Genomic DNA, 22,884 nt, shown 5'->3' with positions numbered 1-22,884 from the left:
GATCAGGCGCGCACTGCCGCCGGCGCGGCGGCGGGGACGGGTGTCTCGGCGAACCAGGCGCGGTAGAACGCCCAGACGTACGCGCCGAACACCCCGAGGATCACGATGCCCGCGGACACCGGGTTCTCGGCGATCGGCACCGACAGGTAGCGATAGGCGATCAGCAGGGCCGCGAACAGCGCCGCGCCGCCGCCGACCAGATTGATCCGGGTCCGGTCCCAGCCGCGTTCGGGCGCGCGCAGCGCCGATTCCACCGCGAGCAGCAGCACCGCACCCGCCACCAGATCGGCGCCGTAGTGGTAGCCGAAGCCGAGGGTCGCGCCGAGGGTGGCCAGCAGCCAGAAGGTGCCGCCCCAGCGCAGCCAGTTCGGGGCGCGCGAACCGTCGGCGTCGCGGCGGGAGTGGATGAAGATCGACAGCGCCCAGGCGGTGTGCAGCGAGGGCATGCAGTTGCGCGGGGTGATGGTGTCGAAGGGCAGCGCGCCCGGCGTGAAGTCGATGGGCGGCACCACATTCGGCCAGTAGTCGCCGAGGGAGAAGGCCTTGCCGTCGACGCCGTACACGAACATGGGCCCGACGACGGGGAAGATCACGTACACGATCGGGCCGACGAGCCCGATCACCAGGAACGTGCGCACCAGGTAGTGCGAGGGCCAGACGCCGGTGCGCTGTACCCGGCGCAGCTGCCAGATGGTCACGATCATGGCGGCGACCGGAAGTTCGATGTAGACCCAGTGCAGTACCGCGTAGAGCACGGGCCCGGCCCATTCCACGAACTGCCCGACCACCCAGGAGGGGTTGCCCAGCGCGTGGTCGACGAGCACCACGTGCTCGTCCAGCACGTCGGGTCCGGCGATCATGGTGAAGTACAGCCAGACCTCGGCGACCTTGCTGGACAACGTGAGCAGGATGCCCAGCGCCGCGGCGTGCAGGGCGTTGGCGCGCTCGACGCCGTGCCAGCGCCAGAACGCCAGCGCCACGATGGCGGTGAGCACGATCACGGGACCGTTGCCCAGGGCCAGCGGTCCGCCGGTGAGGGTGCGCACGGCCTGGTAGGCCAGATCGATGCCGAGGGCCGCGCCGAGCGCGATGCCGCGGCGCCGCCACGAGAGCCCGACCAGGGCCAGGCCGAGTCCGGCCCAGGGCACGGTCACCGAGCGCGGGGTGCCGACGTAGTCGTAGAGCAGGCTCTGCAGGGGGCCGACGAAATCGTTGCGGGATGCGACGACCTGAAGTGCGATGAGCAGCAACAGGATCGCGGTCAGGCCGACGACGATCCGGACACGCCTCGACGGCACCCACATCCGGCCCCCGCCCACCCCACCGCCCGATTCGGGGCGCGGATCGTCGAGCAACACCAAGCCATAGTAAACGTCGCATGAACGGTGCGTTCCATCTGCCCGGGTGCCCGGCGAACGTTCGCGACCGGCCGGGCCGCGAACGCCGGGTGGCGGATCCGGGCCGGGCCGCCGGGGTGGAGCGGCCGCTAGGTGTTCAGTTCCTTGACCAAGGAGTCGACGACCGCGACCAGATCGCCCTGGGCGGCCGCGGCCACCCGGCGCTGGCGCTGGTAGGAGGCCCCGCGCTTGGGAATGTCCGCGACCATGGCGAGTTCGTTCTCACAGCCGAGGCTCTTGGCGGTGGGTTCGAGCCGGTTGAGCAGTTCCATCAGGTCGTCGGTGACCAGGCGCTCGTTGCTCGCGGCGTCGGTGATGATGATCGCGTCCAGACCGTATCGGGCGGCGCGCCACTTGTTCTCCTGCACGTGCCACGGCGGAATGGTCGGCATGGTCTCGCCGGCTTCGACGCGGCGGTCGAGATCGACCACCAGGCAGTGGATCAGCGCGACCAGGGCCGCGAGTTCGGTGCGGCTCGGGGTGCCGTCGCAGACCCGGACCTCGATGGTGCCCCACTTGGGCGCGGGGCGGATGTCCCAGTGCATGCCGCCGATCTGTTCGAACACACCCGTTTTCATCTGGTCGTGTGCGAAACCCTCGAACTGGGACCAGTTTTCGAACTGGAACGGCAGTCCGGCGGTGGGCAACTGCTGGAACATGAGCGCGCGATTGCTGGCGTAGCCGGTGTCCACCCCCGCCCACATGGGCGAGGAGGCCGAGAGCGCGAGCAGATGCGGGTAGGACAGCAGCAGGCTGTTGAGGATCGGGAAGACCTTCTCCGGATGCGAGATCCCGACGTGCACGTGCACGCCCCAGATCAGCATCTGCCGGCCCCACCACTGGGTGCGCTCGATGAGTTCGTCGTAATGCGCACTGCGCGTGAGCTGTTGGGTCGACCACTGGGCGAACGGGTGGGTGCCCGCGCAGAACAGGTCCACGCCGAGTTCGTCCGCGGCCCGGCGCACCACGTCCATGGTGCCGGACAGCTCGTCGACGATCTCGCCCACGGTGTCGTGCTTGCCGGTGACGAGTTCGACGGTGTTCTTCAGCAGCTCCTTGGTGATCTGCGGATGACCGTCCCAGGCCCGCAGGTCACCGCAGGCCTCGAAAACCGCTGCGGCGGTGTTGGACAGATCACGCGTCTGCTTGTCGACGAGTGCGACTTCCCACTCCACGCCGAGCGTGGGCCGGGGCGAACTATTGAAGTGGACCTTCGAACTGCCTGCCCCGGCCATATCTCACCTTGCGTTATGCGATGACGCCGCAAGCGGCCCGTGCACCCGCGTCCCCGGTCGCCTGAGTCTCGGCGTCGGGTCCGGTGGCACCGCCGGGCTGCGTGTAGCGGCTCGGAATATTGCCGAAGTTGTCCGCGCTCGCGTGGATGATCAGGGCCTTGCCCTTGAGCTCCTCCAGCGTGACGGAATCGGTGGTGGTGGTCAGTTTCGCCGTGCCGTCCGACCGCACCGAGAGAGAGGTGAGGTCGCCGCTGGCGGGCTTGGCGTTCTGGTCACCGACCTGCAGGTGGCCGCCCGCGGAGAGGAAATCGCCCGCGGGGCCGCCGGTGGGCGCGACGGAGTTCGCCTCGCACTTGCCGATCTGGTGGAAGTGCACGCCGTGGAAACCGGGCTTGAGGCCGCGGGCCTCGACGGTGATCTCCAGGTGTCCGCCGACCTTGCCGATGGTGACGGTGCCGACGGCCTGGCCGTTGGAGTCCTTCAGCGTGGAGCTGACGGATTCGGTGGCAGGCGCGCCGCCGTGGTCACCGCCGCCGCCGTGTCCGCCGGTGTCGCCGGCGGGCGCGGGGGAACTGGTGAAGACCGGCGGGGTCGTCCCCTTGACGTCACTCGATTCCTGGCTGGCGGTGCAGCCTGCGAGAGCGAACGCCGCGACCGCGAGCACGGGGGTCACAGTCCGCCAGGACGGGCGACGAGTTGTGGACGGGGCCATCGGGGGAACTCCTTTACGAGTCCGAGTTTACGGAAAGCTGGGTGAACATGATTGCCACTCGGTCAAGATGATGCCAGAGGCGTGACCTCTGCCCGCGCAGGGGCTGGCCGGGTGTTCACTCGGTCGCCGTGCGCGCGTGCCGTCTCCCGCGAGAGCTGCTCAGTTGCCCGTGACGATGATGATGATTCCCGTGGGCGACGCCGACAAACCCGGAATGCGCGGTTCGGCGGTCGCGCCGATCTCGCTCGCGATGGCCAGCGCGGTGGCCTTCTCGGCGGGCGAACTCCCGTAGTACACCGTGGTATTGGGGATGGAACCGGCGCCGTAGTTGCCGGTCTCGGCGACATTCCAGCCGCCCGCGGTGAGCTGGTTCGCGGTCTTGGCGGCCAGTCCGGCGACCATGCTGTTGTTGTAAACCCGTACGGGGATCGACTTGTCGACCGCGCCGCCCGCGGGCGCGGTGGTGGTGACCGGCGGCGGGGTGGTCACCGGCGCGGTGGTCTCCGGGGTGGTCGCCGGCGCCGGCGGCGTGATCGTGACCGGCGGCACCGCGGACGAAAGATTAGGCGCCACAGTGGCACTCGGCACGACCGTGGTGGTCTCGGGTGCGGCGTCGGTGGTCTCGGAGTCCGAACTCGACAACGACATCGCGCCCAGTCCGGCGAACACAATGGCCAGCGCGATCAGCACCATGGCCAGAGCCCGCAGCGGCGGACCGCCGGCCGGCGTATTCGGATTGCTCACGATGTGGAGCCTAATCGTTGGGGGCGCTCATCGCCGGTATCGGGCAAGCCTGTATCGGGACCGACCGTAGCGGCACCGCCTGCGCCGGCGGCGGTGAAATCCGAATCCCGGTTCACACCTGGAATCCGAGACGGCGTGCGGCTCTGGTCTTCTGGCGACTCGCGCGCAACCGCCGCAGTCGCTTCACCAGCATGGGGTCCGCGGCGATGGCCTCGGGCTTGTCGACGACCGCGTTCAGCACCTGGTAGTAGCGGGTGGGCGAGAGATCGAAGAGTTCGCGGATCGCTTCCTCTTTGGCCCCCGCGTACTTCCACCATTTGCGCTCGAAATCCAGGATGTCGAGCTCGCGTCGCGAGAGGCCGTGCGCGCCATCCGCTTCGGGGGCGATACCGCTGGCCGCGATGTCCGCGCTGACGGAAGGGCCTTCCCCGCTAGCGGAAATGTCCCGTGCCGCTGCGCTGTCCATAGTGCTCCCTCGCCGAGTGGTCACCAGACGAATATGGTGCTTGTACGTCGCCGCCCATTCAACCACGCGGCCGGGGGTTCCCAGCGCGTACTGCTCGGCGTGTTTCTGTGATTCAACCCCGGCGTGTCGCTCCCGGAATCGATCCGTCTGGTTTGCCGGAAAGCATCCCTCGAGCCACCGACAACAGGTCCCGAACGCGGCGCGGCAACCACCCAGTACTGTGTGTGACATGGCTATTCTCCCGATCGTCATCGTCGGCGACCCGGTTCTGCACAACCCGACCGAGAAGGTCACGCAGACCCCCGAGGAACTGGCCGAGCTGATCGCGGACATGTTCGACACCCTCGATGCCGCGCACGGCGTCGGCCTGGCCGCGAATCAGGTCGGGGTGCCGCTGCGACTGTTCGTCTACGACTGCCCCGACGAGGGCCCGGACGGCGCCATGGTGCGCCGCCGCGGCGTGGTCGTGAATCCGGTGCTGGAGACCTCCGAGATTCCCGAGACCATGCCCGATCCCGATGACGACGAGGAGGGCTGTCTCTCGGTACCGGGCAAGCAGTTCCCCACCGGTCGCGCCACCTGGGCCAAGGTCACCGGCACCGACGAGCGCGGCGAGCCGGTCGAGATCGAGGGCTCGGGTTTCTTCGCCCGCATGCTGCAGCACGAGGTCGGTCACCTCGACGGCTTCCTGTACGTCGACGTGCTCATCGGCCGTCATGCCCGCGCCGCCAAGAAAGTGATCAAGCGCGCGGGCTGGGGCAAGCCCGGCGACAGCTGGGTGCCGGGCACCGTGCCGGACCCCTTCGGGCATGACGACTGATTCCGGGCCGTCCGCCGGGGAGCATCCCGCCGACGCACCGCTGCCACCACTCGGACGCCGGGTGGTGGTGCGCTATCGGCTGCCCGAGGGGTACCCCCAGCCGCTCACCGATGTGATCGGCGAGCTGACCGCGACCGATCCGCTGACCGTGCGCACCGCCGACGGCCAGGTGGTCTCGGTCGCCCGGGACCGGGTCGTGGCCTGGAAGGAACTGGGCCCCAGGCCCATTCGGACGAGTGAGATCCGCGCACTGGAGGCCGCCGCCGCCGACGGCTGGCCCGGATCGCAGCGCGCCTGGATCGACGGCTGGCTGCTGCGCGGCGGGCAGGGCTACACCGCCCGCGCCAATTCCGCTGTGCCGCTGGGCAGTTCCGGCAATCCGGCGCTGGCTTCGGCGGAGACGCTGCACCGCATCGGCGAGTGGTACACCGCGCACGGGCTGCCGCTGCAACTGGTGCTGCCCGATCGGCTGGCCCCGGTGCCCCTGGACTGGCGGAGCTGGGGCGAGACGGTGGTGCTGGCCCTGGACATCGAGACGTTCGTGCTGCCGCCGGGCGTGCCCATGGTGCGCATCGCCGCCGAACCCGACGGCGGCTGGCTCTCGGTGCACCGGCATCGCGGCGGGGACGCCGGCATCGGCAGGCCCCCGGTGGTGGAGGTGCTGACCGCGGTGCGCGACGGTGAATTGGGTTTCGCCACCCTGGGTCTGCCCACGCCCCTGGCCATCGGCCGGGCGGCGGTGACCACCGCCCCGGACGGGCGGCGCTGGGTCGGGCTGAGCTGCGTGGCGGTCGCGGACGGGCATCGCAGGCACGGGCTCGGTTCGCTGGTGTGCGCCGAGCTCATCCGGTGGGGTCATGCGCGGGGGGCGACCCACGCCTATGTTCAGGTGGCGGCGGAGAACACGGCCGGGCTGGCGCTGTACCGCGAGATGGGGTTCCTGGACCACCATCGCTACCGGTACGCCGCGCCCTGATCCCGGGCGCACTCCCCCGCCGGGCCGCGGCCCGGTGTGAACCGGCGTTTTCCGAAAGACACCCGTATCGAAAGGCTTTGCTGTGCGGCTCGCGACCTGGAACGTGAATTCGATTCGCTCCCGGCAGGATCGGGTGCTGGCCTGGCTCGATCGCAACGACATCGACGTGCTCGCCATGCAGGAGACCAAGTGCAAGGACGAGCAGTTCCCGTTCGAGGCGTTCGAGGCGGCCGGGTACGAGGTCGCGCACGTGGGGCACAGCCAGTGGAACGGGGTGGCGATCGCCTCGCGGATCGGGCTGGACGACGTGGAGATCAATTTCCCGGAGCAGCCCGGCTTCGACAAGGACGCGGGTGAGTCGCTGCTGAGCACGCCGGTCGTCGAGGCGCGGGCGCTTGGCGCGACCTGCGGCGGGGTGCGGGTGTGGAGCCTGTACGTGCCGAACGGGCGCGCCCTGGCCGATCCGCACTACGAGTACAAGCTGGAATGGCTGGCGGCGCTGCGTGCTTCGGGCGCGCGCTGGCTGGCGGAGCGGCCGGACGCGCAGATCGCGCTGGTCGGTGACTGGAACATCGCCCCGACCGATGCCGACGTGTGGTCGCCGGAGTTCTTCGAGGGCAAGACCCACACCTCCGCGCCGGAGCGGGCGGCGTTCGAGGCCATGGTCGAGACCGGCTACCGCGATGTCATGCGGCCGCTGCACCCGGGTCCCGGCATCTACACCTACTGGGATTACACCCAGCTGCGCTTCCCCCGCAAGGAGGGGATGCGCATCGATTTCATCCTCGGCTCCCCCGCCTTCGCCGCCCGCGTCACCGACGCGAACGTGGACCGCGAGGAGCGAAAGGGCAAGGGCGCCAGCGATCACGCGCCGGTCTTCGCCGACCTCGCGGACTGACACCACTCCGCGTCAGACCGGACGCGCCTTGATCGCGTCGCGCGAGATGAACACGTCGTACGTCCCGTGCACCGCGATCACCGCATTGCCGTTGGCGGACTTGACGAACGGCCTGGTGTACCAGGTCTCGTCCTTCATGTCCTCGAAGAAGTCGCGGTCGCCGCCGTTGAGGAAGATGTGGTTCTGCTTGGTGGCGATGCCGTCCAGGCGCTGCCCGTACAGCCGGGTGACCTTGTAGCCGGCGTTGAAGCCCAGCGCGTTCACCCACGGCTCGAGTTCGACGATGTTGGCCTGCAGCACCCACATGTCGCCCTCGACTTGATATTTCAGCCGCTGCTCGTCGTGCTCCTTGTCCCCGAACAGGGTCAGATCGACGTCGAGCAGATGCTCCTGCCCGGCCACCGGTGTCACCACGATGTGCGCGGCCTTCACCTCCCCCGTGAGTCCGAGGAACATCTGCAGCAGCGTGGTGACCCAAAGGATCACCGCGGCAACGAGAAGCAGCGAGACCGCGCCCATGCCGCGCCCGAGCAGAACTCGGAACCCGACCTGGCGAGCCTTGACGAGCGCGGTACCGATGAGGGCGATCGCCGCGACGACGAGCACCAGCAGCAGGATCTGAATCCAGCCGAATGTCACGGGAAAGACCATGCGGTAGTTGTACCCCGTCAGCGGGGCCCAACACAGCTGGTCACCAACAGAAACAGCGTGTCCCCCGGCAAGCCCCCGGACACGCCGAACTGACACGCACCCGGTAATGAGAAACCCGGATAAGTCACCCCCGAATCCCCCCTCCCCCTACACAATCCGCCCCGTCCCCGGACGACTTCCACTCCACGGGCGTCATTCCCCCACTACGCAATCCGGCCCCGCACCAAAGGTGCGGGGCCGGGAGACCACAGAGAGCTAGAACGCAGCCTCGTCGAGCTTCATGATGTCGTTGTCGACGTTCTCGACGATCGTGCGAACGCCGGCGAGCAGCGGGAGCTTGTTCTTCGCGAACCAGGACGCCACCGCGACCTTGCCGGTGTAGAAGTTCCGATCCTTCTCCGCCGCACCGGCGTCCAGCGCCGCCGCGGCGATGGCGGCCTGCTCCAGCAGCCGCCAGCCGATGACGAGATCGCCCACCGCGTACAGGAACCGGACCGAGCCCAGGCCGACCTTGTACAGCTCCTCCGGGTTCTGCTGCGAAGCCATGAGGAAGCCGGTCAGCGCCGCCGCCATGGCCTGCACGTCGGCCAGGGCGGCGCCGAGCAACCCGCGCTCGACCTTGAAGCGGTCCGGGCCGCTCTCGGCGAAGGTGTTGATCAGGCCCGCGACGTGCCCGAGGGCGACGCCGTTGTCGCGAATGATCTTGCGGAAGAAGAAGTCCTGCGCCTGGATGGCGGTGGTGCCCTCGTACAGCGAGTCGATCTTGCAGTCGCGGATGTACTGCTCGATCGGGTAGTCCTGCAGGTAGCCCGAGCCGCCCAGGGTCTGCAGCGATTCGGTCAGCATCTCGTAGGCGCGGTCGGAGCCGCAGCCCTTGACCAGCGGCAGCAGCAGATCGTTGACCCGCTCGGCGGTTTCGGCGTCGACGCCGTAATTCGCCTGTGCCACATCGGCGTTCTGGTACGAGGCGCAGTACATGTAGAGCGCGCGCAGGCCCTCCGCGTACGCCTTCTGGGTGGCCAGCGACCGGCGCACGTCCGGGTGGTGGGTGATGGTCACGCGCGGCGCGGCCTTGTCGGTCATCTGGGTCAGATCCGCGCCCTGCACGCGCTGCTTGGCGTACTCGAGGGCGTTCAGGTATCCGGTGGACAGCGCGCCGGTGGCCTTGGTGCCCACCATCATCCGCGCGTTCTCGATGACCTTGAACATCTGCGCGATGCCGTTGTGGATGTCGCCGACCAGGTAGCCCACGGCGGGCAGATCCTTGCTGCCGCCGAAGGTGATCTCACAGGTGGGCGAGGACTTGATGCCCATCTTGTGCTCGACGCCGGTGACCAGCGCGCCGTTGCGCGCGCCCAGGGCCATGGTCTGGGGGTCGAACAGGAACTTGGGCACGATGAACAGCGACAGGCCCTTGGTGCCGGGCCCGGCGCCCTCGGGGCGGGCCAGCACCAGGTGCAGGATGTTGTCGGCGGTGTCGCCGACGTCGCCGCCGGAGATGAAGCGCTTGACGCCCTCGATGTGCCAGGTGCCGTCGGGCTGCTGCACGGCCTTGGTGCGGCCCATGCCGACGTCGGAGCCGGCGTCGGGTTCGGTGAGCACCATGGTGCCGCCCCAGCGGTTCTCCCAGGCGTGCGCGCCCCAGCGCTTCTGCTCGTCGGTGCCCTCGTCGAAGATCACCTTGTGCATGAGCGGGCCCATGTTGAAGAAGGAGGCCGAGTTGTTGGCGGCCACGATCATTTCCTGGATGCCCCAGATGAGGGCGTTGGGCGCGGGCACGCCACCCATCTCCTCGGACATGCCGAGCCCGGAGTACCCGGCGTCGTTGACCGCGGCGACGGTCTTGCGCAGCAGGTCGGGAACGGTGATCTCGTACTTGGCCGGGTCGAATTCGACGGGGGTGCGGTCGCCCTCCACGAAGGATTCGGCGACCGGGCCCTCGGCGAGGCGCAGCGCCTCGGTGAGCATGTCGCGGGCGGTCTCGCTGTCGAGATCGCCGTAGGCGCCCTGATCCAGCAGCGCACCGATTCCCAGTACCTCGAACAGATTGAACTCAATGTCTCTCAAGTTCGCCTTGTAATGGGACACGGACTGGCCTCCTAGCCGAAGTTCGAGTTGTCGAAAGAAGGCTGCCGTACGTTCGTTCCGCTACGCAACCGTAGGTAGCAGTACCCCAGGTCACACCGGGTGGCTACCGCACAGCGAACGAACCCCGGTTAACCGGGAACCGACCCGAGCAGCCTCGATAGCCGATCGGCCCGACGATTCACGGTTACCGGGCACGGCGGCTCAGGCGGTCGGTTGCGCGGCCCTGCCGTAGCGCTGTTTGGCCTCGGCGGGGGTGACCGTGACCGGATTCACGGGCACGCCCGCGCTCAGGTGCTGACCCAGCAGCCTGCCCGTCATCGGCCCGATGAAATTCTTGGCGACCTTGAGTTCGAGCTTGTCGTTCGCAAGCGCCCGCATGGCCGTGCGCACCGCGGGCGGATATGCCTTGTCCACCACGCCGGGCTGATCGAAACCGCCGGTGCGGCGCATCCACTCGGGCAGCGTGGCGATGGCCGCGGGCGCGACCAGGCGGCTGCCCGACCACAGCTTGAAGCCCTTGTCGCGCGGGGTGAAGAGCAGGTAGTGCATGCCCTCCCAGGCCCGCTCGGAGCAGGACAGCTTAGGGCGCACGCGCGCGAAGTATTCGCGCACCTCGGCGCGCGAGGTGGGCACGTCGGCGGGTCTGCAGGTCTGCAACTCGGCCGCGACGACGCATTCGGCCCAGTACCGCCGCTCCTCGTCCTCGCTCAGCGGCCCCGGCCCGTACATCTCGTAGCACTTGAGCACCGAATGCCAGCCGGTGACGTGGATCCACAGCTGCGAGTCGGGATTGTTTGCGCTGTAGCGCTTTCCGCCGATCGGCTCGATGCCGGTGGCCTTGGCGTGCACCCGCATGAGGTGATCGGAGGCCTCGACCGCCATGCGGCTGTCGCCGACGGCGGCGATGAGGAAGTAGGCGAAGGTGTGGTCCAGGCGCCCGCGCGGATCGCTGTAGATGCCGCCCACGTCGGCCACCGCCGCGGTCAGATCCGGATCGAAGTGCTCGAGCACCACCGAGCGCTGGAAGCCGATGAGCGCGGTGGGCGCGGTCCAGACCTTCCAGGTCGGCGAATCCGGGCCGAAGAACCCGTAGTCCACCTCGCGGACGGTGCGCGCGGGGGCGTCGAACTGCGGACGAGAGATCGCTGCCTTCATTGTCGGCCTGCTCCTTTGCAGTATTCCCCGGTGCATTGGGCGAACAGCGCACCGGGAAGCCGTGTTTCATTCATCAACGTAGAATTTGCTGTGTCGGATTTGTCGGGTTAGCGAGTTTGCTTGCGAGTCTCGCAGGGCCGATCAGGGATTCATGGCGTACACGCCCGAAAGACCCCTGACCAGCTTCACGACCGCCTCGAAACGGGCCGGTGACGGCGCCGGACGCCGCACGAGATCCAGGGCGCGGGTCTGCTGCGCCTTGGTCGCGGAGGGTTTGCCGTGCAGGGTCACCGCGTGCCCGGAGACATCGCGCACGAACAGATCGAAGAGCTGATCCAGCACCGCCGGATCGGTGCCCTCGATCTCGGCCTGCTCGAGGATCAGCTGGGCGTAGGGAATCACGGTGAAGAGCTCGCCGAGCCCGAACAGGAAGTCCACGTCGGCCTGTTGCGCGGCGGTCGGGGTGGCCACCGCGAGCAGGGTCTGCAGCGCCTGCGCCTGCTCCAGGAACACCGCCACGTTCGGGACGTGGGCGAAGCGGCGGAAGATCGGCCGCCAGTCCTGGAAGCGGATCCGGCCCAGACCGCTGCTCGGGCCCTGCCGGAACAGGAACTCGTCATCGGCGGAGTCGCGGCGGGTCGGCACGGGAGCGTATGCGGCGCTGTCGAATTCGGACTTCAGCCGCGGCACTGCCTTGCTCGCGGGCCCGGTCGCGCGGCGGCTGGTCCAGCTCAGCGCGTCGGATACGCCGCGCACCAGTCCCTTCGGCGCGGCGCCGGCGCCGGGCAGGTAGCGCAGCGCGGCCAATCCGGCGTCGGCGGGGTGGAACATGTAGTTGGGCATGAACTTCAGCGACAGGGCCATGTTCACGTGCACCGTGCCCTCCAGGCGCGGCAACCCGAACATGGGCGGCAGCGCCATGGAGAAGTAGGTGTCGTTCTCGAAGCCGCGCGCGGCGATGACATCGGCGAGATCCTCGAACAGCTGCTGGCCGTTGCGGGTGACCGACATCTTCTCGATGGCGTTGAACAGCAGGTAGCGGCGGTCGCCGGGACCCGCGGAGCGCATGTAGTCGATGGCGCGCTCGCTGTAGAGCTTCATGCCGATCAGCCGGGCGTAGTTGTCCGCCAGCAGCGCCTTCACCTGGGGGAACTCGGTCACGTTGTGGCCGAACAGCATTCGGTTCTCGGCGTGCGTGACGCCCTCGTACATCGCGTGCTCGCAGGCGCCGACCGCGCCGAAGCCGAGGTTGAACTTGCCGACGTTGACGGTGTTCATGGCGGCGTCGAAGGCGGCGCGGCCGGTGTGCAGGATGTCGGACTCGGCGACCGGGTATTTGTCGAGATCGAAAGCGGCCACGTACATCTGGGAGTCGACGACGTTCTTGCGGAGCTTGTAGTTCTTGTGCCGGGAGTCCGCGGCGAAGAACAGGTAGCCCGAGTACTCCTCGTCGGTCATCTTCCGCAGGAAGTCCGAGCTGTCGATGATGGGTTTGTCCGCGCGCCGGCCGAAGACCGACACCATGCTCGCCTGGTTGCCGTTGCCGATGTAGTACTTGCCGCCGCTGGCGGTGTAGCCCCCGCGCGCCTTGGGCTCGAGCACCATGTCGGTGGAGTAGACGTCCGCGCCGTGGTCCTGCTCGGACAGCCCGAACGCGAAGATCTCCCCGGAGTCCAGATCGGCGGCGGCGCGCGCCTTGGCCTGCGCGTTCGCGCTCTGCCAGATCGGCCCGAGGCCCAGGATGGTGACCTGCCAGACGTACCAGTACTGCATTCCGTAGAAGCCCAGGATCTTGCTCATCATGGCGATGCGCGCGGTGTCCCAGCGCTTGTTCGGGTCGCCGTTCGCCTCGGCCGCCGGGGTCAGGAAGGTGGCGAAGACCCGCTCCCGCTTGATGAAGTCGAGGAACTCCGAGTACCAGACGCGATCGCGCGCGTCCGCCAGCAGACGCGCCTTGCCCCGGGCCTCGAACCACTCGACCGTGGCGCGCAGCAGCCGGCGGGTCTCGGCGTCGAATTCCGCGAACTCGTGGGTCTTGGGATTGAACAAGGTCTGCGTCATCTCTCGTCTTTCCTCCGGCCGGGGCGTCCGGTGCGCCGCCCCTTTCCTTCGTGAATGTAGCATTTTTATTCGCACGTGTAGGAAATGATCTCGCAACACGACGGGCATCCGAAGGCCACATACCGGACGGCCTGCTCGGGACCGCTCCCGACCTGCTGATCCGTCCCCCGGATTCGCTGCTATGGTCGGTGCTCATGGGCACCGAATCGGCTGTACGACCCCGCCAGCGTGCACGGCATCTGGGGCCCGAACGCCGCCGTCCGCAGGTGCTCGACACCGCGCTCGAGATAGCGGCCGGGGACGGCATCGCCGCGGTCACCATCGCCGCGGTGGCCGATCGGATGAAGGTCACCCGCCCCGTGGTCTACGCCTGCTTCGCCGATCGCGTCGAGCTCATCGAGGCGCTCATCCAGCGCGAGGAATCGCTCATGCTGGCCGGGGTGCTGCAAGCCCTGCCGCGCCGGCGGGTCGAGGCCGACGAGGCGGTGTTCGTCGAGGGCTTCCGCGCGCTGCTGCACGTGGCCACCGCACGCCCCGACGGCTGGCGGCTGCTCTACGGCAATCCCGATCCGGCCGTGGTCAAGTCGTTCGGCCGCGGCCGCGATCTGGCGGTGGAACGCTGCACCCGGCGCCTGCGCCCGACGCTGCGGGCCTGGGGCACCAGCGACGCCGAGCAGAAGCTGCCGGCCCTGGTGGAGCTGTGGGTGTCGGCCGGTGAGGGCGCGGTGCGCACCATGCTCGGCGATCCCGGCGACTGGACCCCGGACACCCTGGGCGAGTTCGTGGGCGCCGCGGTGTTCCGGGCGCTGCGGCACGCCTGAAACGCGGCCCGGCCGGCAATCCGGTGGCTACGATGGGGATCGACCATCAGTCAGCGGGAGACGGCGATGACGTTCTATCGGCAGGTGGGGGTGGTGCCGCCCAAGCGGCATACCCAGCATCGTGATGAGCAGGGCAGGCTCTTCTACGAGGAGCTGATGGGTGAAGAGGGCTTCTCCGGCGACTCCTCGCTGCTCTACCACCGCGGATTGCCGCCCGCCATCGTCGATTCCACCGTCTGGGCGCTGCCCGATCAGCGCACGTTCCCCAATCATCCACTGCGACACCGGCATTTGAAGCTGCACGAGCTGTTTCCCGCCGCCGCGATGGCCGAGACCGACGTGGTGACCGGCCGCCGCCTGATTCTCGGCAATGCCGACGTCCGCATCTCCTACGTGGCCGCCCTGCGCGAATCGCCGCTGTACCGAAACGCCATCGGCGACGAACTGGTCTACATCGAAGCCGGGACCGGCGTGGTGGAGACGGTCTTCGGGGCGCTGCGCGTGCATCCCGGGCACCACGTGCTGCTCCCGCGCGCCACCACCCACCGATGGCTGCCCGACGGACCGGAACCCTTGCGCGCCTACCTGATCGAGGGCGCGGGCCACATCACCCCGCCCCAGCGCTACCTGTCCAGATACGGTCAGCTGCTGGAGCACGCCCCCTACTGCGAACGCGACCTGCACGGCCCCGCCGCACCGCTGCTGGCGACCGGGGCCGACGTCGAGGTGTTCGTCAAGCACCGCCCGGCCGGCGAAGTCGTCGGGACCCGAATGGTCTACGCGCAGCATCCTTTCGACGTCACCGGCTGGGACGGCTGCCTGTACCCGTTCACCTTCGACATCGCCGATTTCGAGCCCATCACCGGCCGCGTGCACCAGCCGCCGCCCGCGCATCAGGCGTTCGCCGGGCAGAACTTCGTGGTCTGCGACTTCGTCCCGCGCAAGGTGGATTACCACCCGCTCTCGATCCCGGTGCCCTACTACCACTCGAACGTGGACTCCGACGAGATCATGTTCTACTGCGGCGGAAATTACGAGGCGCGCAAGGGTTCCGGGATCGGCCAGGGTTCGGTGTCGGTACATCCCGGCGGCTACGCGCACGGCCCGCAGCCCGGGGCCTACGAGCGCAGCATCGGCCTGGAGTTCTTCGACGAACTGGCGGTCATGGTGGACACGTTCCATCCGCTGCAATTGGGTGCGGCGGCCCTGGCCTGCGAGGACCCGGGCTACGCGTGGACCTGGTCGGGGCGCGGCCCCGACTCGGCGTGGATCTGACAGCTCGGATTTCGACGGCAACACAATCGGTGGATCGACAGCGGCGAGTGGGTGGGAAGGTGCAGGGGTCATGAGCAGTCGCGTACGTATCGAGGTGCCCGAGGACTCGGGTTTCGGCCTCGCCCATCTGCCCTACTGCGTCTTCCGCCCGCTCGGCGGCGAGCCGCGGGTGGGCGCGCGGCTGGGTGATTCGGTCATCGATCTCGCGGTGGCGCTGGACGATCCCATGTTCGCCCGCTCCAGCCTGAACGCCTTCATGACGCAGGGACCGCAGTGCTGGCGCGAGGTTCGCGAACGGGTGCGCACGGCGGCCGAGGCCGAATTGCCCGCGGCGGCCGTGCATTCGGTGTCCGCGGTGCGCCTGGAACTACCCGTGGAGATCGGCGACTACGTCGATTTCTACGCCAGTCTCGACCACGCCACCACCATGGGTGAACTGCTGCGCCCGAATGGCGAAGCGCTGCTGCCGAATTGGCGGCATCTGCCGGTCGGCTACCACGGCCGCGCCGGCACCGTGGTGGTGTCCGGCACCGAGATCACGCGCCCCAGCGGGCAATACCGGACCGATTCCGGCGCACCGGATTTCGGCCCGAGCCGGCGGCTGGACATCGAGGCCGAACTGGGATTCCTGGTCGGCGCGGGCTCGCCGCTGGGCAGCCCGGTGCGCACCGCCGATTTCGACGCGCACGTCTTCGGGGTCGCGCTGGTCAACGACTGGTCCGCGCGCGACATCCAGGGCTGGGAGGGGCAGCCGCTGGGCCCCTTCCTGGGCAAGTCGTTCGCGACCACGCTCTCGGCCTGGGTGACCCCGCTGGACGCGTTGAGCGCGGCGCGGATTCCGCTGCCCACGCAGGAGCCGCGCCCGCTGCCCTATCTCGGCGGCGGCGGTGACCTCTGGGGCCTGGACATCGAGGTCCGGATCGACTGGAACGGGCAGCGCGTGTCCGCTCCACCGTTCGACCGCATGTACTGGTCCCCCGCGCAGTTGCTGGCCCATATGACGGTGAACGGGGCCTCGACCCGCACCGGCGATCTGTTCGCCTCGGGCACCATCTCCGGTCCCGCGCGCGAGCAGCGCGGCTCGCTCATGGAGATGAGCCGGGGCGGCAGCGAACCCATCGATCTGAACGGGGTGCGGCGCACGTTCCTCGAGGACGGCGACGAGGTGAGCATCTCCGCCGTCGCCCCGGCGGCGGGCGGCGGCACGCTGAGCCTCGGTGAGGTGCGCGGCCGAATCGCCGGGTGATAGCGGCCCGGCATGGGCATGACCATGGTCACTGGGGATCGCTAGAGCCAGAAGTTGAACGCTACCGTTCCGAAGTCAGAAGACCTCGGAGGGTGCGCGTCAATGTTGACCAGTCTTGCCCGGATCGCCATGGCACGGCCGCGGGCCGTCCTGGTGGCCGCACTGTTGCTGATGATTCTTTGCGGCGGCTTCGGCGCCACCGCGAAGTCGCATATGGTCGGCGGCGGCTACCTCACCGGTGAGCTGGAAGCGGTGCAGGCCAATCAGTTCATGGCCGACAGCTTCCCGGACGGCAACCCGAACATCATCGTGATGATCACCTCCGAGGGCGGGGTGAACAGCCCCGAGTCGCGCGCCGAGGCGCAGCGCATCACCGATCTGCTCACCGCGGACCCCGAAGTGACAGGCGTGCAGTCCTATTGGACCAGCACCGCCGCGCGGCCCGATCTGGCCGCGGGACTGCGCAGCAAGGACAGCAAGCGCGGCCTGATCATGGCGACCCTCGAGGGCACCGACAACGAGGTGCAGATCGCCGCGAACGCCCTGAGCGCCGAGCTCAACGGCGACCGGGACGGCGTGCAGGTCCGCACCGGCGGCATGGCCGGCACCTTCGCCGACATCAACCGCCAGGTGGAGAAGGATCTGCTGGTCTCCGAGGCCATCGCCATCCCGATCACGGCGGTGCTGCTGGTGCTGGTGTTCGGCAGCGTCGTCGCGGCCATGCTGCCGCTGGCGGTGGGACTGTTCGCGATCGCGGCCACGCTCGGCATCCTGCGCCTGCTCACCATGGTCATGGACGTGTCGCTGTTCGCGCTGAACATGACCAGCGCGCTGGGTTTCGCCCTGGCCATCGACTACAGCCTGTTCATCGTGAGCCGGTATCGCGAGGAGATCGCCGCGGGCCGGGATCCCAAGGCCGCCATCGCGCGGGCGGTGCAGACGGCCGGGCGCACCGTGGTGTTCTCCGGTCTGACCGTGGCGCTGGCGCTGGCCGCGCTGGCGGTCTTCCCGCAGCCGTTCTTCAAGTCCTTCGCCTACGCCGGGGTCGCGGTGGTGCTGGCGGCGGTCGCGGCGTCGGTGGTGCTGCTGCCCGCCGCGCTCATGCTGCTCGGCGATCGGATCAACGCGTGGGATCTGCGAAAGCCGGTGCGCCGCCTGCTCGGTCGCGGTGAGAGCGCGCCGAAGGCTCCGCAGGACAGCTTCTGGTACCGCCTGGTGAGCGGGGTCATGCGCCGGGCACTGCCGGTCTCGCTCGTCACCGGCGCGCTGCTGCTGTTCGTCGGATCCCCGTTCCTGTCGGTGCATTTCGGCACCCCCGACGATCGGATGATCGGCACCTTCGCCTCCAGCCGGCAGGTCGGAGACGCGCTGCGCTCGGACTTCAACGCCGACATGGCCTCCAGCGCGGTCGTGGTGCTGCCCGAGTTCCACGGCTCGGCCGAACAGATCGGCGCGTACGCCAAGGCGCTGTCCGCGGTGCCGGGCGTACCCGCGGTGCTCTCCAGCGACGGCGTGTACATGAATTCGGCCAAGATGGCCCCCGGCATCGCCGCGATGGCCGGGCCGCACGGGGCCTACCTGTCGGTGGGCACCACCGTCGCGCCGTATTCGCAGGAGGGCGAGGATCAGCTCGCGGCGCTGCGCGCGGTGCAGGCGCCGGGCCCGGTGCTCTTCGGCGGCGCGGCCGCGCTGAACGAGGACACCATGGACTCGGTGATCGATCGGCTGCCGCTGGCGGGCGCGATCATCGCGATCATCACCCTGATCCTGCTGTTCCTGTTCACCGGCAGCGTGGTGCTGCCGTTCAAGGCGCTCATCCTCAACGCGCTGTCGCTGACCGCCACCTTCGGCGCGATGATCTGGATCTTCGAGGACGGGCACCTGTCCGGGGTGCTCGGGTTCACCCCCACGGGCAGCACCGATCTGTTCATGCCGGTGCTGATGTTCTGCATCGCCTTCGGGATGTCCATGGACTACGAGGTCTTCCTGCTCTCGCGCATTCGCGAGGAGTGGCTGGCCTCGGACCGCACCAGCGCCGCCAACACCCATTCGGTGGCGATGGGCGTGGCCCGCACCGGCCGGATCTTCACCGCGGCAGCGGGTTTGATGGCCGTGGTGCTGCTCGCGGTGGCCACCTCCGAGGTGACCGCGATGAAGCTGTTCGGCATCGGCCTCGCCCTGGCGGTCATCGCCGACGCCACGGTGATCCGCGGTCTGCTGGTCCCGGCCCTGATGCGCCTGATGAGCACCGGCAACTGGTGGGCCCCCAAACCCCTGGCCGCGCTGCACAAGCGGATCGGCCTGGAGGAGGAAGTCCCGGAAGCTGCTGCCGCGCAGCCGGTTCCGGAGCCGGCTCTCGCAAAATAGGCCCCCGGGCAGCCCGCGCACCGGCCCGCGCCGGATCGCGGGCCGCGGCAGTGCACCCGGTGACCCGATAATCCGGGGCAGCGCGGCGAGGGTTCGAAACGATACCTTTCAACTTCATCTCGGCTCCGCCCGGCCGAACCGAAGACACCGAGGTCTCGAATGAACAAGCGCATTGCCGGCATCGCCCTCGCGGGCGCCCTGCTCGTTCCCGCCCAGCTGGCCGCGTCCGCGGCGGCGACCGCCGCCGCACCGCAGGCCGCGAGCCCGATCGGCTCGTCGGACTACGGCTGCACCTCGTCCCAGCCGCCCTCGTGCAACCCGGCGTTCCTGTCGCTGCTGTACTCGCTGCTGTCCGGATCGGGCAGCCTGTCGTCCCAGGGTGTCCCCGCCAAGTAGCAGTGCCCGGCGCGAAGGACGCGGCCCGGCGCATCACGCCCCCGAATACGCGGGCCGACCCGAAAGGATCGGCCCGCGTTGCGTTTTCCGGTACTAGCGCGCGCCCTGCCGGCCGACGTCCACCACGATGACGAAGCGGGTCAGATCCTCCGTGAGGGTGTCCACGCTGTCCGGATCGCCGCCGTCGTCGTGATGGTTCAGCCAGTCGGTGACGAGTTCGAACATGCCGCCGATGGTGGCCAGGCTCAGCGCCAGATCCTGCCGTTCGGTGAGCGCCGCCTGCCGCGGCCACTGGCTCGCCAGGAAGGCCGCCGACCAGCGCCGGTTGCTGCGGCGCTGCGCCTCCACCGCGGGCGAGATGCCGCCCGCCTCCCCGAAAGTCACCTTGGCCAGCCGCGAATCGTCGGCGATGGCGTGCACGAAAGCCTCGACCACCAGCGGTAACCGGTCGCGCCACGCCAGTTCCGCGGTCTCGGCGGCGGCCCGCGCGACGCGCTCCTGGATGTCGTGCGTGATCTGCAACAGCAGCGCGGTGTAGCAGGATTCCTTGCTGTCGAAGTGGTCGTAGAAGCCTTTGGTCCCGACGTACGCCGCCTGACAGATCTGCTCGATCGAGGTGCCCGAATAGCTTTGCCTGGCAAAGAGTTCGGTGGCGGCGGTGAGCAATTGGCGGCGGCGCTGGGCGCTGCGCTCCTCGGCGTCGAGGCCGCGAATACGGCGCCGCACGGGGGTCCGATCCGGTGCCGCGGCTGGGTTGCTGCGGGTCATGCCCACAGATTAGCGGTGAGCGTTTCAGAAAAACATCTTGTTGACAACCGGTCACCGCACCGCGCGGGAAGGCGCGTTCCGCGGACTCCGCGAAACCGCACTTCGGCGGCCGTGCCCGGGGGATTCCCGGGCACGGCCGTCCGGTTTGCGCGGGTATCGGCCGGTCCTCGCGGGTAGGTCTCGCGGGTTCCGGACGCCCGGTAAGGTCGGCTGCGGTAATCACTGCCAACGGGGGCTCGCACCAGCGGGCTGAGAGGACGGCTAGCCGCAAGGCGTCAGGGCCGTCGACCGTATGAACCTGACCGGGTAATGCCGGCGTAGGGAGGATTCTTTTTCATGTCGAATCGTGCCACCGGGACGTCCGCGCCCGTAGACACCGTGACCACCGGCCCCATCCAGGGCAGCGTCAAGCACTACGAACTCGTCGAGTCCGACGGGGTGACGCTGCGCATTCCGGTGCGCCGGGTCAATCTGACCAATGGCGAGCATTTCGACCTGTACGACACCTCGGGCCCGTACACCGACGACAACGCGGTGATCGATCTCGAGGCCGGGCTGCCGCGCACCCGCGACGCCTGGACCAAGCCCGACGTGCCGGGCCCGCGCACGCAGCTGGCGTGGGCGCGCGAAGGGATCATCACCGCGGAGATGCGCTTCATCGCCGCCCGCGAGGGCGTCGAGCCCGAGGTGGTCCGCGAGGAGGTCGCGGCCGGTCGCGCCGTGATCCCGGCGAATCACAATCACCCCGAGTGCGAGCCGATGATCATCGGCAAGAAGTTCCTGGTGAAGATCAACGCCAATATCGGCAACTCGGCCGTGAGCTCCTCGATCTCCGAGGAGGTCGAGAAGATGGTGTGGGCGACCCGGTGGGGCGCGGACAACATCATGGATCTGTCCACCGGCAAGAACATTCACGAGACCCGCGAGTGGATCCTGCGCAACTCCCCCGTCCCGGTCGGCACCGTGCCGATCTACCAGGCACTGGAGAAGGTGAACGGCGATCCCACCAAGCTGACCTGGGAGATCTACCGCGACACCGTGATCGAGCAGGCCGAGCAGGGCGTGGACTACATGACCGTGCACGCGGGCGTGCTGCTGCGCTACGTGCCGCTCACGGCCAAGCGCGTCACCGGCATCGTCTCGCGCGGCGGGTCGATCATGGCCGCCTGGTGTCTGGCGCATCATCAGGAATCGTTCCTGTACACGAACTTCCGTGAACTCTGCGAGATCCTGGCGAAGTACGACATCACCTTCTCCCTGGGTGACGGTCTGCGGCCGGGGTCCATCGCGGACGCCAACGATGAGGCCCAGTTCGCCGAACTGCGCACCCTCGGCGAGCTCACGAAGATCGCCAAATCCTATGGTGTGCAGGTGATGATCGAGGGTTCCGGCCACGTGCCCATGCACAAGATCGTGGAGAACGTGCGGCTCGAGGAGGAGCTGTGCGAGGAGGCCCCGTTCTACACCCTGGGCCCGCTCGCCACCGACATCGCGCCCGCCTACGACCACATCACCTCGGCCATCGGCGCGGCCATCATCGCGCAGGCCGGCACCGCCATGCTCTGCTACGTCACGCCCAAGGAGCACCTGGGCCTGCCGAACCGCGATGACGTGAAGGTCGGCGTCATCACCTACAAGATCGCCGCGCACTCCGCGGATCTGGCCAAGGGCCACCCGCACGCCCAGGACCGCGACGACGCGCTCTCCAAGGCGCGCTTCGAATTCCGCTGGCACGACCAGTTCAACCTGTCGCTGGACCCCGACACCGCCCGGGAGTACCACGACGAGACCATGCCGGCCGAGCCGGCCAAGACCGCGCACTTCTGCTCGATGTGCGGTCCGAAGTTCTGCTCGATGCGGATCTCCGCCGACGTGCGCGAATACGCCGAGAAGCAGGGGCTCACCGACGTGGCCGCCATCGAGGCGGGCATGGCGGAGAAGTCGGCCGAGTTCGCCTCGACCGGCGGCAAGGTGTACCTGCCCGTCGTCTCCTGATCGGCGACACCGATATCGACCGCGGCCCATCGGATTTCACCGGTGGGCCGTTGTCGTTGCCACCGGCCGTGCGCCCACCGGCACGATCCGGCTCAGCGGCGCTGCCAGCGGTGGGCGAACTCGTCCGGGGCGGGTGGCGGGCCGGGCAGGTTGCCGGTGGTGGCGAGTCCGTCCACGAGCAGCGCCAGCACGCGCCGGCGGAGCTGGGCGGTGCGCTCGGGATCGGGCAGGGTGATGGCGGCGCAGGATTCGAGGATCAGGCCCACGTCGGCGACCGTCGCGGCGGGACGCAGCCGGCCCGATTCGTGTGCGCGGCGCAGGATTTCGGAATTGAGCGCGCCGGCTCGCTGGATGTCAGGCAGGATCGAGTCGTCCGGGGTGAAGGTCCCCGCGAGGTGCGTGGTCAGCGAGTGCACGTCCGCGTCCACTACCCGCTCGAGGAAGCCCACGAACCCCCGCCAGCCGTCGGAGTCTTCCAGCGCCGCTTCGGCTTCGGTGTTGTAGCGGCGCAATCCGTCATAGCAGAGGGTGCGCAGTAGATCCTCCTTCCCCGGATAGCGGCGGTACAGGGCGCTGATGCCCACCCCCGCGCGTTCGGCGACCGCGGAGATGGGGGCCTTGGGATCGGCCAGGAACACCTCGCGCGCGGCGGCCAGGATGAGTTCGTCGTTGCGGGCGGCCTGCGCCTTGCGACCGGGCAGTCCGCGCTGAACTGGGGTTTCGGAAACTTTCGGCATGAATCCACAATAGCACTTGAACGGAACGATCTGTTCCGCTATCGTTGGAAACAGAACGAAACATTCCGTTCCAACC

General features: G+C 68.6%; 20 protein-coding genes and 1 riboswitch. Of the genes, 9 read left to right on the top strand and 11 right to left on the bottom strand.

Features of this window, described 5'->3' with window-relative positions; genetic code table 11:
- Positions 1-2: 2 nt before the first annotated feature.
- From ABZ319_RS21030 to ABZ319_RS21010, 5 genes are all read right to left on the bottom strand, one after another.
- Positions 3-1,304: a DUF5933 domain-containing protein gene (locus tag ABZ319_RS21030; RefSeq protein ID WP_354988154.1), complete on the bottom strand. Its 1,302-nt coding sequence runs from the start codon at positions 1,302-1,304 to the stop codon at positions 3-5.
- 182 nt (positions 1,305-1,486) lie between these two features.
- On the bottom strand, positions 1,487-2,632 hold the full coding sequence (locus tag ABZ319_RS21025; RefSeq protein WP_354988134.1) for a glutamate--cysteine ligase: 1,146 nt from the start codon (positions 2,630-2,632) through the stop codon (positions 1,487-1,489).
- A gap of 13 nt (positions 2,633-2,645) precedes the next feature.
- Positions 2,646-3,344 (bottom strand): superoxide dismutase family protein, encoded by a 699-nt coding sequence (locus ABZ319_RS21020; protein ID WP_354988133.1) that lies wholly within the window; start codon positions 3,342-3,344, stop codon positions 2,646-2,648.
- Positions 3,345-3,503: 159 nt separating this feature from the next.
- Positions 3,504-4,088 (bottom strand): LytR C-terminal domain-containing protein, encoded by a 585-nt coding sequence (locus ABZ319_RS21015; RefSeq protein ID WP_354988132.1) that lies wholly within the window; start codon positions 4,086-4,088, stop codon positions 3,504-3,506.
- A 112-nt stretch (positions 4,089-4,200) separates the two neighbouring features.
- Positions 4,201-4,554, bottom strand: coding sequence for a DUF3263 domain-containing protein (locus tag ABZ319_RS21010; protein ID WP_354988131.1), 354 nt, complete (start codon positions 4,552-4,554; stop codon positions 4,201-4,203).
- 229 nt (positions 4,555-4,783) lie between these two features.
- Between ABZ319_RS21010 and ABZ319_RS21005 the strand changes: the two genes are divergently transcribed.
- From ABZ319_RS21005 to ABZ319_RS20995, 3 genes are all read left to right on the top strand, one after another.
- Positions 4,784-5,374, top strand: a complete 591-nt coding sequence (locus tag ABZ319_RS21005) for a peptide deformylase (protein ID WP_354988130.1) — start codon at positions 4,784-4,786, stop codon at positions 5,372-5,374.
- On the top strand, positions 5,364-6,350 hold the full coding sequence (locus ABZ319_RS21000) for a GNAT family N-acetyltransferase (RefSeq protein WP_354988129.1): 987 nt from the start codon (positions 5,364-5,366) through the stop codon (positions 6,348-6,350). Before ABZ319_RS21005 ends, ABZ319_RS21000 begins: the two co-directional genes overlap by 11 nt.
- Before the next feature lie 82 nt (positions 6,351-6,432).
- Positions 6,433-7,248, top strand: coding sequence for an exodeoxyribonuclease III (locus ABZ319_RS20995; protein WP_354988128.1), 816 nt, complete (start codon positions 6,433-6,435; stop codon positions 7,246-7,248).
- A gap of 12 nt (positions 7,249-7,260) precedes the next feature.
- On the opposite strand, the gene ABZ319_RS20990 is transcribed toward ABZ319_RS20995, so the two are convergent.
- The 4 genes from ABZ319_RS20990 to ABZ319_RS20975 all read right to left on the bottom strand — a co-directional run bounded on the left by ABZ319_RS20990 (position 7,261) and on the right by ABZ319_RS20975 (position 13,203).
- A complete protein-coding gene (locus tag ABZ319_RS20990) occupies positions 7,261-7,899 on the bottom strand; it encodes a hypothetical protein (protein WP_354988127.1) in 639 nt (212 codons plus the stop codon).
- A 255-nt stretch (positions 7,900-8,154) separates the two neighbouring features.
- A complete protein-coding gene (locus ABZ319_RS20985; RefSeq protein WP_354988126.1) occupies positions 8,155-9,987 on the bottom strand; it encodes an acyl-CoA dehydrogenase in 1,833 nt (610 codons plus the stop codon).
- A gap of 201 nt (positions 9,988-10,188) precedes the next feature.
- Positions 10,189-11,142, bottom strand: coding sequence for an oxygenase MpaB family protein (locus tag ABZ319_RS20980; RefSeq protein ID WP_354988125.1), 954 nt, complete (start codon positions 11,140-11,142; stop codon positions 10,189-10,191).
- 141 nt (positions 11,143-11,283) lie between these two features.
- A complete protein-coding gene (locus tag ABZ319_RS20975; protein WP_354988124.1) occupies positions 11,284-13,203 on the bottom strand; it encodes an acyl-CoA dehydrogenase family protein in 1,920 nt (639 codons plus the stop codon).
- Between the two features lie 194 nt (positions 13,204-13,397).
- Here ABZ319_RS20975 and ABZ319_RS20970 point away from each other — a divergent pair, with 194 nt between their 5' ends.
- From ABZ319_RS20970 to ABZ319_RS20950, 5 genes are all read left to right on the top strand, one after another.
- The gene (locus ABZ319_RS20970) at positions 13,398-14,024 is read left to right on the top strand and encodes a TetR family transcriptional regulator (protein ID WP_354988123.1); all 627 of its coding nucleotides are present in this window, start codon (positions 13,398-13,400) and stop codon (positions 14,022-14,024) included.
- Between the two features lie 66 nt (positions 14,025-14,090).
- Positions 14,091-15,299, top strand: coding sequence for a homogentisate 1,2-dioxygenase domain-containing protein (locus tag ABZ319_RS20965; RefSeq protein WP_354988122.1), 1,209 nt, complete (start codon positions 14,091-14,093; stop codon positions 15,297-15,299).
- A gap of 70 nt (positions 15,300-15,369) precedes the next feature.
- Complete coding sequence (gene fahA / locus ABZ319_RS20960) at positions 15,370-16,545, top strand: fumarylacetoacetase (RefSeq protein ID WP_354988121.1); 1,176 nt, start codon at positions 15,370-15,372, stop codon at positions 16,543-16,545.
- A 102-nt stretch (positions 16,546-16,647) separates the two neighbouring features.
- Entirely contained in the window at positions 16,648-18,912 is a 2,265-nt protein-coding gene (locus tag ABZ319_RS20955) for an MMPL family transporter (RefSeq protein ID WP_354988120.1), read from the top strand.
- Positions 18,913-19,071: 159 nt separating this feature from the next.
- Positions 19,072-19,308 carry a hypothetical protein gene (locus ABZ319_RS20950; protein ID WP_354988119.1) on the top strand — a complete coding sequence of 79 codons (237 nt, stop codon included), beginning with the start codon at positions 19,072-19,074 and terminating at the stop codon, positions 19,306-19,308.
- A 93-nt stretch (positions 19,309-19,401) separates the two neighbouring features.
- Here the strand turns inward: ABZ319_RS20950 and ABZ319_RS20945 are convergent, their stop codons facing one another.
- Complete coding sequence (locus ABZ319_RS20945; RefSeq protein WP_354988118.1) at positions 19,402-20,076, bottom strand: TetR/AcrR family transcriptional regulator; 675 nt, start codon at positions 20,074-20,076, stop codon at positions 19,402-19,404.
- A gap of 218 nt (positions 20,077-20,294) precedes the next feature.
- A riboswitch (TPP riboswitch) is annotated at positions 20,295-20,417 on the top strand.
- Here ABZ319_RS20945 and thiC point away from each other — a divergent pair.
- Positions 20,413-22,071 (top strand): phosphomethylpyrimidine synthase ThiC, encoded by a 1,659-nt coding sequence (thiC, locus tag ABZ319_RS20940; RefSeq protein WP_354988117.1) that lies wholly within the window; start codon positions 20,413-20,415, stop codon positions 22,069-22,071. Its footprint overlaps the riboswitch before it by 5 nt.
- 92 nt (positions 22,072-22,163) lie before the next feature.
- On the opposite strand, the gene ABZ319_RS20935 is transcribed toward thiC, so the two are convergent.
- Complete coding sequence (locus ABZ319_RS20935) at positions 22,164-22,808, bottom strand: TetR/AcrR family transcriptional regulator (protein ID WP_354988116.1); 645 nt, start codon at positions 22,806-22,808, stop codon at positions 22,164-22,166.
- Positions 22,809-22,884 lie beyond the last annotated feature (76 nt).

The sequence above is a fragment of the Nocardia sp. NPDC005978 genome (assembly GCF_040614455.1).
Classification (GTDB): Bacteria; Actinomycetota; Actinomycetes; order Mycobacteriales; family Mycobacteriaceae; genus Nocardia.
This window is presented reverse-complemented; position numbering and strand designations above follow the sequence as displayed.

What these genes read in the sequence shown, in the direction of transcription:
- ABZ319_RS20955 (WP_354988120.1), top strand. Translation starts at nt 16,648, where the DNA reads ATGTTGACCAGTCTTGCCCGGATCGCCATGGCACGGCCGCGGGCCGTC.
- ABZ319_RS21030 (WP_354988154.1), bottom strand. Translation starts at nt 1,304, where the DNA reads ATGTGGGTGCCGTCGAGGCGTGTCCGGATCGTCGTCGGCCTGACCGCG.
- ABZ319_RS21025 (WP_354988134.1), bottom strand. Translation starts at nt 2,632, where the DNA reads ATGGCCGGGGCAGGCAGTTCGAAGGTCCACTTCAATAGTTCGCCCCGG.
- ABZ319_RS20970 (WP_354988123.1), top strand. Translation starts at nt 13,398, where the DNA reads ATGGGCACCGAATCGGCTGTACGACCCCGCCAGCGTGCACGGCATCTG.
- ABZ319_RS20945 (WP_354988118.1), bottom strand. Translation starts at nt 20,076, where the DNA reads ATGACCCGCAGCAACCCAGCCGCGGCACCGGATCGGACCCCCGTGCGG.
- ABZ319_RS21010 (WP_354988131.1), bottom strand. Translation starts at nt 4,554, where the DNA reads ATGGACAGCGCAGCGGCACGGGACATTTCCGCTAGCGGGGAAGGCCCT.
- ABZ319_RS21020 (WP_354988133.1), bottom strand. Translation starts at nt 3,344, where the DNA reads ATGGCCCCGTCCACAACTCGTCGCCCGTCCTGGCGGACTGTGACCCCC.
- ABZ319_RS20980 (WP_354988125.1), bottom strand. Translation starts at nt 11,142, where the DNA reads ATGAAGGCAGCGATCTCTCGTCCGCAGTTCGACGCCCCCGCGCGCACC.
- ABZ319_RS20990 (WP_354988127.1), bottom strand. Translation starts at nt 7,899, where the DNA reads ATGGTCTTTCCCGTGACATTCGGCTGGATTCAGATCCTGCTGCTGGTG.
- ABZ319_RS20965 (WP_354988122.1), top strand. Translation starts at nt 14,091, where the DNA reads ATGACGTTCTATCGGCAGGTGGGGGTGGTGCCGCCCAAGCGGCATACC.
- ABZ319_RS20950 (WP_354988119.1), top strand. Translation starts at nt 19,072, where the DNA reads ATGAACAAGCGCATTGCCGGCATCGCCCTCGCGGGCGCCCTGCTCGTT.
- ABZ319_RS20935 (WP_354988116.1), bottom strand. Translation starts at nt 22,808, where the DNA reads ATGCCGAAAGTTTCCGAAACCCCAGTTCAGCGCGGACTGCCCGGTCGC.
- fahA (WP_354988121.1), top strand. Translation starts at nt 15,370, where the DNA reads ATGAGCAGTCGCGTACGTATCGAGGTGCCCGAGGACTCGGGTTTCGGC.
- ABZ319_RS21005 (WP_354988130.1), top strand. Translation starts at nt 4,784, where the DNA reads ATGGCTATTCTCCCGATCGTCATCGTCGGCGACCCGGTTCTGCACAAC.
- thiC (WP_354988117.1), top strand. Translation starts at nt 20,413, where the DNA reads ATGTCGAATCGTGCCACCGGGACGTCCGCGCCCGTAGACACCGTGACC.
- ABZ319_RS20975 (WP_354988124.1), bottom strand. Translation starts at nt 13,203, where the DNA reads ATGACGCAGACCTTGTTCAATCCCAAGACCCACGAGTTCGCGGAATTC.
- ABZ319_RS21000 (WP_354988129.1), top strand. Translation starts at nt 5,364, where the DNA reads ATGACGACTGATTCCGGGCCGTCCGCCGGGGAGCATCCCGCCGACGCA.